Origin of the sequence: Burkholderia sp. Ac-20392 (assembly GCF_017104585.1) — a bacterium.
Lineage (GTDB): Bacteria > Pseudomonadota > Gammaproteobacteria > Burkholderiales > Burkholderiaceae > Burkholderia > Burkholderia lata.
The window spans coordinates 1-7,483 of sequence record NZ_JAAGPB010000422.1 but is presented as its reverse complement, the minus strand read 5'-3'; the positions used below and the strand labels follow the sequence as shown (position 1 = coordinate 7,483).

General features: G+C 66.2%; 6 protein-coding genes. 4 read left to right on the top strand and 2 right to left on the bottom strand.

Features of this window, described 5'->3' with window-relative positions; genetic code table 11:
• On the top strand, positions 1 to 1,258 hold a 1,258-nt coding region (locus G3N99_RS30905), incomplete at its 5' end, for an NAD-dependent succinate-semialdehyde dehydrogenase (protein ID WP_206124277.1).
• Between the two features lie 400 nt (positions 1,259 to 1,658).
• Entirely contained in the window at positions 1,659 to 3,137 is a 1,479-nt protein-coding gene (locus G3N99_RS30900; protein WP_206124276.1) for a diguanylate cyclase, read from the top strand.
• A 54-nt stretch (positions 3,138 to 3,191) separates the two neighbouring features.
• On the opposite strand, the gene tagH is transcribed toward G3N99_RS30900, so the two are convergent.
• Both tagH and G3N99_RS30890 read right to left on the bottom strand, forming a co-directional pair.
• Entirely contained in the window at positions 3,192 to 4,640 is a 1,449-nt protein-coding gene (gene tagH, locus G3N99_RS30895; RefSeq protein ID WP_206124275.1) for a type VI secretion system-associated FHA domain protein TagH, read from the bottom strand.
• A gap of 44 nt (positions 4,641 to 4,684) precedes the next feature.
• Positions 4,685 to 5,071 carry a TssQ family T6SS-associated lipoprotein gene (locus G3N99_RS30890; protein WP_027791608.1) on the bottom strand — a complete coding sequence of 129 codons (387 nt, stop codon included), beginning with the start codon at positions 5,069 to 5,071 and terminating at the stop codon, positions 4,685 to 4,687.
• Between the two features lie 630 nt (positions 5,072 to 5,701).
• Between G3N99_RS30890 and tssJ the strand changes: the two genes are divergently transcribed.
• On the top strand, positions 5,702 to 6,217 hold the full coding sequence (tssJ, locus tag G3N99_RS30885) for a type VI secretion system lipoprotein TssJ (RefSeq protein ID WP_011355198.1): 516 nt from the start codon (positions 5,702 to 5,704) through the stop codon (positions 6,215 to 6,217).
• Positions 6,214 to 7,483: type VI secretion system baseplate subunit TssK (gene tssK, locus G3N99_RS30880; RefSeq protein WP_206124274.1), on the top strand; the 1,270-nt coding region annotated here is incomplete at its 3' end. The genes tssJ and tssK, both read left to right, overlap by 4 nt.

The following is a 7,483-nucleotide window of genomic DNA, read 5'->3' as shown; positions in this document are numbered from 1 at the left end:
CAAGGTGCCCGCGCACGAGCGCGCGGCGACGATGCGCAAGGCCGCCGCGCTGGTGCGCGAACGCGCCGACGCGATCGCGCAGCTGATGACGCAGGAACAGGGCAAGCCGCTCACCGAAGCGCGCGTCGAAGTGCTGTCGGCGGCGGACATCATCGAATGGTTCGCGGACGAAGGCCGCCGCGTGTACGGCCGGATCGTGCCGCCGCGCAACCTCGCCGCGCAGCAGACCGTCGTGAAGGAACCGGTCGGCCCGGTCGCGGCGTTCACGCCGTGGAATTTCCCGGTCAACCAGGTCGTGCGCAAGCTGAGCGCCGCGCTCGCCACCGGCTGCTCGTTCCTCGTGAAAGCGCCGGAAGAAACCCCCGCGTCGCCGGCCGCACTGCTGCGCGCCTTCGTCGACGCGGGCGTGCCGGCCGGCGTGATCGGCCTCGTGTACGGCGATCCGGCTGAAATCTCGTCGTACCTGATCCCGCACCCGGTGATCCGCAAGGTCACGTTCACGGGTTCGACGCCGGTCGGCAAGCAGCTCGCCGCGATGGCGGGCCTGCACATGAAGCGCGCGACGATGGAACTGGGCGGCCACGCGCCGGTGATCGTGGCCGAGGACGCCGACGTCGCGCTCGCGGTGAAGGCCGCCGGCGGCGCGAAGTTCCGCAACGCGGGCCAGGTCTGCATTTCGCCGACGCGCTTCCTCGTGCACAACAGCATCCGCGACGAATTCACGCGCGCGCTGGTCAAGCATGCGGAAGGGCTGAAGGTCGGCAACGGCCTCGAGGAAGGCACGACGCTCGGCGCGCTCGCGAACCCGCGACGCCTCACCGCGATGGCGTCGGTCGTCGACAACGCACGCAAGGTCGGTGCGCGCATCGAAACCGGCGGCGAGCGGATCGGCTCGGAAGGCAACTTCTTCGCGCCGACCGTGATCGCCGACGTGCCGCTCGAAGCGGACGTGTTCAACAACGAGCCGTTCGGCCCGGTCGCGGCGATTCGCGGTTTCGACAAGCTCGAGGACGCGATCGCCGAAGCGAACCGTTTGCCGTTCGGTCTCGCCGGCTACGCGTTCACGCGTGCGTTCGCGAACGTGCACCTGCTCACGCAGCGCCTCGAAGTCGGGATGCTGTGGATCAACCAGCCGGCGACGCCGTGGCCGGAAATGCCGTTCGGCGGCGTGAAGGACTCGGGCTACGGGTCGGAAGGCGGGCCGGAAGCGCTGGAGCCGTACCTCGTCACGAAGTCGGTGACGGTGATGGCCGTCTGACGGTCGTCGATCGATCGCGTGCGCGGCGCTGTCGGCGTTGCGCACGCGATCGGCGCAGGCCGGGCGGGATGCCCGGTCTTTCGCCAGTTTTCCTGCCAGCCGTGCATTCGAACGGCAACCCCCGGGCATTTCAATACGCGTGCCACTGCGGATCGATTGTTTCGATTCCGTCACCGGCAACGACGCACGCCAAGGCACCCCCCTCGGTAAACTGACGCCGACACCCGGTGCCGGCACGCGCGGAACACGATGCACGCGACACCGCTCAGGCCACGTCGTCGGCAACCTGGCAAGTACGGACTGCACCTCGTACCCGGATGTCACACTTTTTGGTATAGGTTATCCAGAAGAAACCATAACAACCGGTGCGTCAGCGTCGGCCCAACCTGAGAGGAAACGGATGCATCCGCGGTCGGCAGCGCCGTACTACGTTGTGCTGGCGGGGACCTTGATAGCGTGCGCGCTGATGGGCCTCTGCGTATTGCAGTTGTTCCAGAGCCGTCACGACGCACTCGATCGCGCGCGCGATACGTCGCGGAACCTGGCGCTCATCGCCGAGCGCGACATCGAACGCAATATCGAGCTGTACGGCCTGTCGCTGGAAGCGGTGATTCAGGGCCTGCAGCGGCCGGACGTCATGGCGGCCTCGCCGGCGTTGCGGCGCGGCATCCTGTTCGATCACGCGATGACCGCGAAATTTCTCGGCTCAATGCTCGTGCTGGATTCGGCCGGCAACATCATCCTGGATTCGGCGAACGACGTGCCGCGACAGGGCAATTTCGGCGACCGCAAGTACTTTACGGTTCACCGGGACAATCCGAACGCCGGGCTTTACATCAGCGATCCGTTTGCATCCCGCCTGCGCGGCGGCTCGCTCAGCGTGGCATTGACGCGCCGCGTGTCGAATCCGGACGGCTCGTTTGCCGGCATTGCGCTGATCGCGGTCAATCTCGAGTATTTCCACACGCTGTTCGCCGGCCTCGCGCTCGGCTCGCACGGCGCGATCTCGCTGGTCGGCACGAACGGCATCATGTTCATGCGCCAGCCGTACGACGTGCACACCATCGGCCGCGACATCAGCAAGGCGGCGACGTTTCGCCACTTCCTGACCGCGCCGGAAGGCTCGTTCCTCGACACCTCGACGATCGACAACGTGCGCCGCCTCTACTACTTCAAGACGCTGCCGCACCTGCCGCTGATCATCATGGTCGCCGAGGCGGAGCAGGACATCTACGCCGCGTGGCGGCACCGGGCGATCACGATCGGTGCGCTGGTGGCGACTTTCGGCGCGGCGTTCATCGTGCTGTCCTTCATGCTGGGCACCCAGCTGCGGCGCCGGATGCGGGCCGAATCCGAGCTGGTGATGCTCGCGCGCACCGACGGCCTCACCGGGCTCAACAATCGCCGCTCGTTCGGGGAAGTGCTGGACCTCGAATGGCGCCGCGCACGCCGTGCCCGCTCGGTATTCTCGCTGCTGTTCGTCGACGTCGACCGCTTCAAGTCTTTCAACGACACGTATGGTCACCAGGCCGGCGACGACGCACTGGCGGCGGTGGCGCGATGTATCGGCGACAACATCCGGCGCCCCGCGGACACCGCGGCCCGCTATGGCGGCGAGGAGTTCGTCGTGATCCTGCCCGATACACCGGCCACGGGGGCGACGGAGATCGCCGAGCGGATTCGCGCAGCCATCGACGGGCTTGCGATCGAGCATGCGGAAAGCGAATTCGGGCGCGTCACCGCGAGCATCGGCGTGGCGAGCTGGGCCCCCGAGCAGGAAGGGGAGGTCGAGTCGGTGATCAAGGCGGCCGACGAGGCGTTGTACCACGCGAAGGAAACGGGGCGAAACAAGGTGGCCTCGCATGAAACGGACACCTGACACCATCGCCGGCACGCATCGCCCATTGCCGATGGCGGGCGTGCCGTTCGACGCTCAATGCCGGCCGCTGCCGCGATAGCTTTCCACTTCCGCGTCGTATGCGGCCAGGAACGCCTTGCCGAACACCGACGCGAAATCGTCCTCGATCGCGAACACCGTGTCGCGATGGGTCGCCGCGTAGCGATCCCACATTCTGGCCTTGTACAGCGCGGGCACGCGCTTCTCGTACCAGCGCATCGCGTCGTCGCGCTCGCGCAGGCGTTGCGGTGAAAAGCGCGTCAGCAGGTCCATCAACGCGGCGCGCATGCCGGCAACCATGCCGATCTGGTGCGCATGCAGATCCTGGAACGCGTCGCTGACCGCGCTCTGCGGCGACATGAAGCCCGGCAGCGGCAGCCCGAACATCTGCCGCAGCACGGCGCCGCCGTCCGGCAGCAGCTTCAGCGGGTTGTTCTCGCGATCGAGCAGCATCGTCATGTGCGCCTTCACCTCGCGCTTCAGGATGCTGCGCGACGACAGCAGCTCGACCGTGCCGTTCGCGAACAGCGCCAGCAACTGGCCCGCGATATACAGCTGTTCGGCCGACCACTGATGCGACTCGGCGGCCGTATCGAGCCCCGCGCCTTCGAAGAACGCGCTCAGCAGTTCATCGGGTGTCGGTGCGCGTGTGGCGTGCGGTGCAGGTTCGTCGGCCGGCGGCGTATCGGCGGCGCGCGCGGCGGCTGGTTGGACACGCACGTGTTGCGTCCACTCGGGCGCGTGGTCGGCCTGTGTCGTGGACGACGCTTCGCGATCCGAGTTGCCGCGATCGACGTGCGCCGCCGTGCCCGATGTACCGATATCGCCCGACGACTGCGTGAACAGGTCGAGCGGATCGATCGACAACTGGTTCAGGTCGCGCTGCGAGGGTGCGGGCGGGTCGGTTTGCGCCGCGCGGTTCGCCGGGTGGGCCGCGTCCGTACGTGCGGGGCCACCTGGCCGTGTGCCGGCGTCCGCCGCCTTGCCGCGCGGCGCGAGACGATCCTGGAGAAGCCCCCACAGCCGGTTGCCGGCGCCTTTCGTATCGATCCGCGAAGGCGATGCTGGCGCGGGGGCTGCTGAAGCGCGTGCCTGCGCCTGCGAATCGGCGTGCGCGCCGGTATCGGTCGCCATGTCGATGACCGGTGCATCGTCGCCATCGCTGCCATCGTCACGTTCGGCGCGCAACACGTACGGCCCGATGCGGATGATGTCGCCGGTGTTGAGCGGGCGCTCCTGCGCATAACCGACCGGCTCGCGGTTCACCTCGATCGTCGATACGCTGCTGAGGTTCTTCAGCAGGCACGCGTCGTCACCGACCTGCAGCAGCGCCTGCAGCCGCGAAATCTGCCGTGTGTCGTCGCGCAACACGAGATGGTTGTCGCTGGCCCGGCCGATGGTGCCGCCCGGCGGATGAAACACGACGGCGTCGTAGGAGTCGTTTTCGACCGGCTCGCCGGCATGTTCGATCACGATCAGTTGCATGGCATACGTCGCTCGGTGAAGCGCTCGCGTGGAAGCCGGTTCGTTCAGGATGACGACGCATGCCTGCGGCGCGCGAATTCGAACGCGGGCCCCCAGATCGGATGCCCCTTCTCGGCAGGGGACAAGTCGAAGCGCGGGTTGAGGTCGAGAATTTTCGAGAACTCGGCGCGGCACGGCGTGATGCGGTTCGTCACGCAATAGCTGAACGCGAGGAGCTTGTGCGCGGCCACCTGCGTGTCGGTGTCGGCGCCGTCGATCTCCTTCGCATGGCTCAGCAGTGCGATCGTGCGCCCGTAGTCGCCGCTGTCGTACGCGGCGCGCGCGCTATCGACCGTCGCGCGTGCAGCCGACTGTGTCGGGGACGTACTGCACCCGCCGGCCCCCAGCAACAATGCGCCGAGGAAAAGAACGAGCGATGAACGACCTTTCATTATTGAAATTAAAAATTGGCGTAATTGGAAGGTGGCACACAAGCGCTGTTGGATTCTAGTGCCAATCATCGGCACGGAACCGGCTGTTACGTTTTGTTTCATTTAGCCAATCCGTTTCCACCTGAATACAGAATCGACTACGAATTTCAGTGCTTGTGAAACCGGAAAAACGGCCTATAGTTCGCTGTGTTTTTCGGATTCGTCAGTTGTTTGGTCAGCGCACGTCAATGCACGAAAAATCGGACCGTCCGTTCGTGCGAAACGAATAGCCTGGCACACCACCAGCGTCGCGAGCGCCCCTTGCTCCGCGGCCGGCCGGCTTGCGCCCCGTGCCCATCCGACAGGTGTCCACGCCATAGAACCGGGCCGCTCACGCGCACCGGTCGGATTAACTTTTGCCATTAATTTACCAACATCAATTCAATTGCCCATCATCTCGCCAAAGCGACTTTCAAAAACCCTGATTGATATGACCCGGCTTTTTACAAGAACAATTTGCCGATACGGATTGCAATGGATGGATATGCAGGTTACACAATTACCGATCAATTAATTGTCCCTTTTTCAATCAGATCATCCGGTTTCGAAGTTGAAAACCGGCGCGCGGCTATTGGGTGGCGAGGGTGGAATATGCAATGGCGGTCGAGCAGTTTCATCGTATGGGGATGCGTGATGCTGTTGCCGGGGTGCGGTGCGACGGAGCACGCCGCGGCAGTGCCGTATGCGATCACGGTTGACGTCGCGCCCGACGTCAACCCGGACATGAACCGCAAGCCTTCGCCGATCGTGCTGAAGGTGTTCCAGCTCCGCGCGGCATCGTCGTTCGACAGCGCGGATTTCTTCTCGCTGCAGGACAAGCCGGAAAACGTGCTCGGCGCGGACCTGCTGGGCACCGACCGCGTGATCCTGCGGCCGGGCGAGTCGCGCACGCTGCACTATCGCGGCAACGTCGAGGCCGGCGCGATCGGCGTGGTCGCCGAATACCGCATGCTCGAAAAGAACCGCTGGCGGCTGACGGTGCCGCTGCCGCGTGCGAAGCAGCTCAATCTCTACAAGTTCTGGCAGACGTCGCCGGGCGAACTGAAGCTGTCGATCGCCGTACGCAATGGCGGCATCGCGCTGAACGATGCGAAGGGGCGCCCATGACCGAACCGACGATGTCCGCGACGCCGGTCGCGGCGCTCCGCCAGCGGGTGGTGTGGACCGAGGGGATGTTCCTGCGGCCGCAGCATTTCCAGCAGCTCGAACGGCACTGGGAACGCTACGTCGCGCTGCGCTGCCTGCCGCTGCAGGGCTTCTACTGGGGCTTCGACACGCTGGAGCTCGATCGCGAGCAACTGGCGCTCGGCAAGGTCGCGCTGCGCACCGCATCGGGCGTGATGCGCGACGGCACGCCGTTCGACCTGTCCCATCCGGACGATCTCCCCGAACCGCTCGACGTACCCGCCGACGCAAAGGACCAGCTCGTCGTGCTCGCGCTGCCGCTGTGGCGCGGCGGTGGCGAGGAAGTGTCGTTCGGTGCAGGTGCCGGCGCAGGCAGCGGCAATGCCGCGAACGGCACAAATGGCGCGAATGGCGCGAACAGCGGTGCCGATGTCGCACGCTACGTCGTGCGCGAATACGAAGTGGCCGACGCGAACGCGGTCGCGCTCGGCCCCGCGCTGCTGCAGACGGGCCGCCTGAACGTACGGCTGATGCTGGAGGCCGAACTGACCGGCGACTGGCACGCGCTCGGCATCGCACGGATCGTGGAGCGGCGCACCGATGCGCGGCTGCTCGTCGACGACGGTTACATTCCGCCGCGCCTCGTCGCGCAGCACGACGCCGTGCTGCTGGCCTATGCGCGCGAGTTGCACGGGTTGCTCACGCAACGCAGCGAAGCGCTCGCGGAGCGGTTGTCGGAGCCCGGGCGCGGCGGCGTGTCGGAAGTCGCGGATTTCCTGCTGCTGCAGCTCGTGAACCGCTATCTCGCGCTGACCTGGCATGCGCAGCAGCATGTGTCGACGCATCCGGAGGCGCTGTTCTGCGACTGGCTGAAGCTCGCGTGCGACCTGAGCACGTTCACGGCGGCCGGCCGGCGCCCGCAGTCGCTCGCAGTCTACGTGCACGACGACCTGCGCACGAGCTTCGCGGAGCTGATGACCGAGCTGCGCCGGTCGCTGTCGACGGTGCTCGAGCAGAACGCGATCCAGATCGAGCTGCGCGATGCGGGCAACGGCATCCGCGTCGCGACGCTGGCCGACCCGGCGCTGCGCGACACGGCCGGCTTCGTGCTCGCGGTGCGCGCGGACGTGCCGGCCGACAGCCTGCGTGCACGGTTTCCCGCGCAGGCGAAGCTCGGGCCGGTCGAGCGGATCCGTGATCTCGTGCAGTTGCAGCTGCCGGGCATCACGATGCGCCAGCTACCGGTCA

What these genes read in the sequence shown, in the direction of transcription:
- G3N99_RS30890 (WP_027791608.1), bottom strand. Translation starts at nt 5,071, where the DNA reads ATGAAAGGTCGTTCATCGCTCGTTCTTTTCCTCGGCGCATTGTTGCTG.
- G3N99_RS30900 (WP_206124276.1), top strand. Translation starts at nt 1,659, where the DNA reads ATGCATCCGCGGTCGGCAGCGCCGTACTACGTTGTGCTGGCGGGGACC.
- tssJ (WP_011355198.1), top strand. Translation starts at nt 5,702, where the DNA reads ATGCAATGGCGGTCGAGCAGTTTCATCGTATGGGGATGCGTGATGCTG.
- tagH (WP_206124275.1), bottom strand. Translation starts at nt 4,640, where the DNA reads ATGCAACTGATCGTGATCGAACATGCCGGCGAGCCGGTCGAAAACGAC.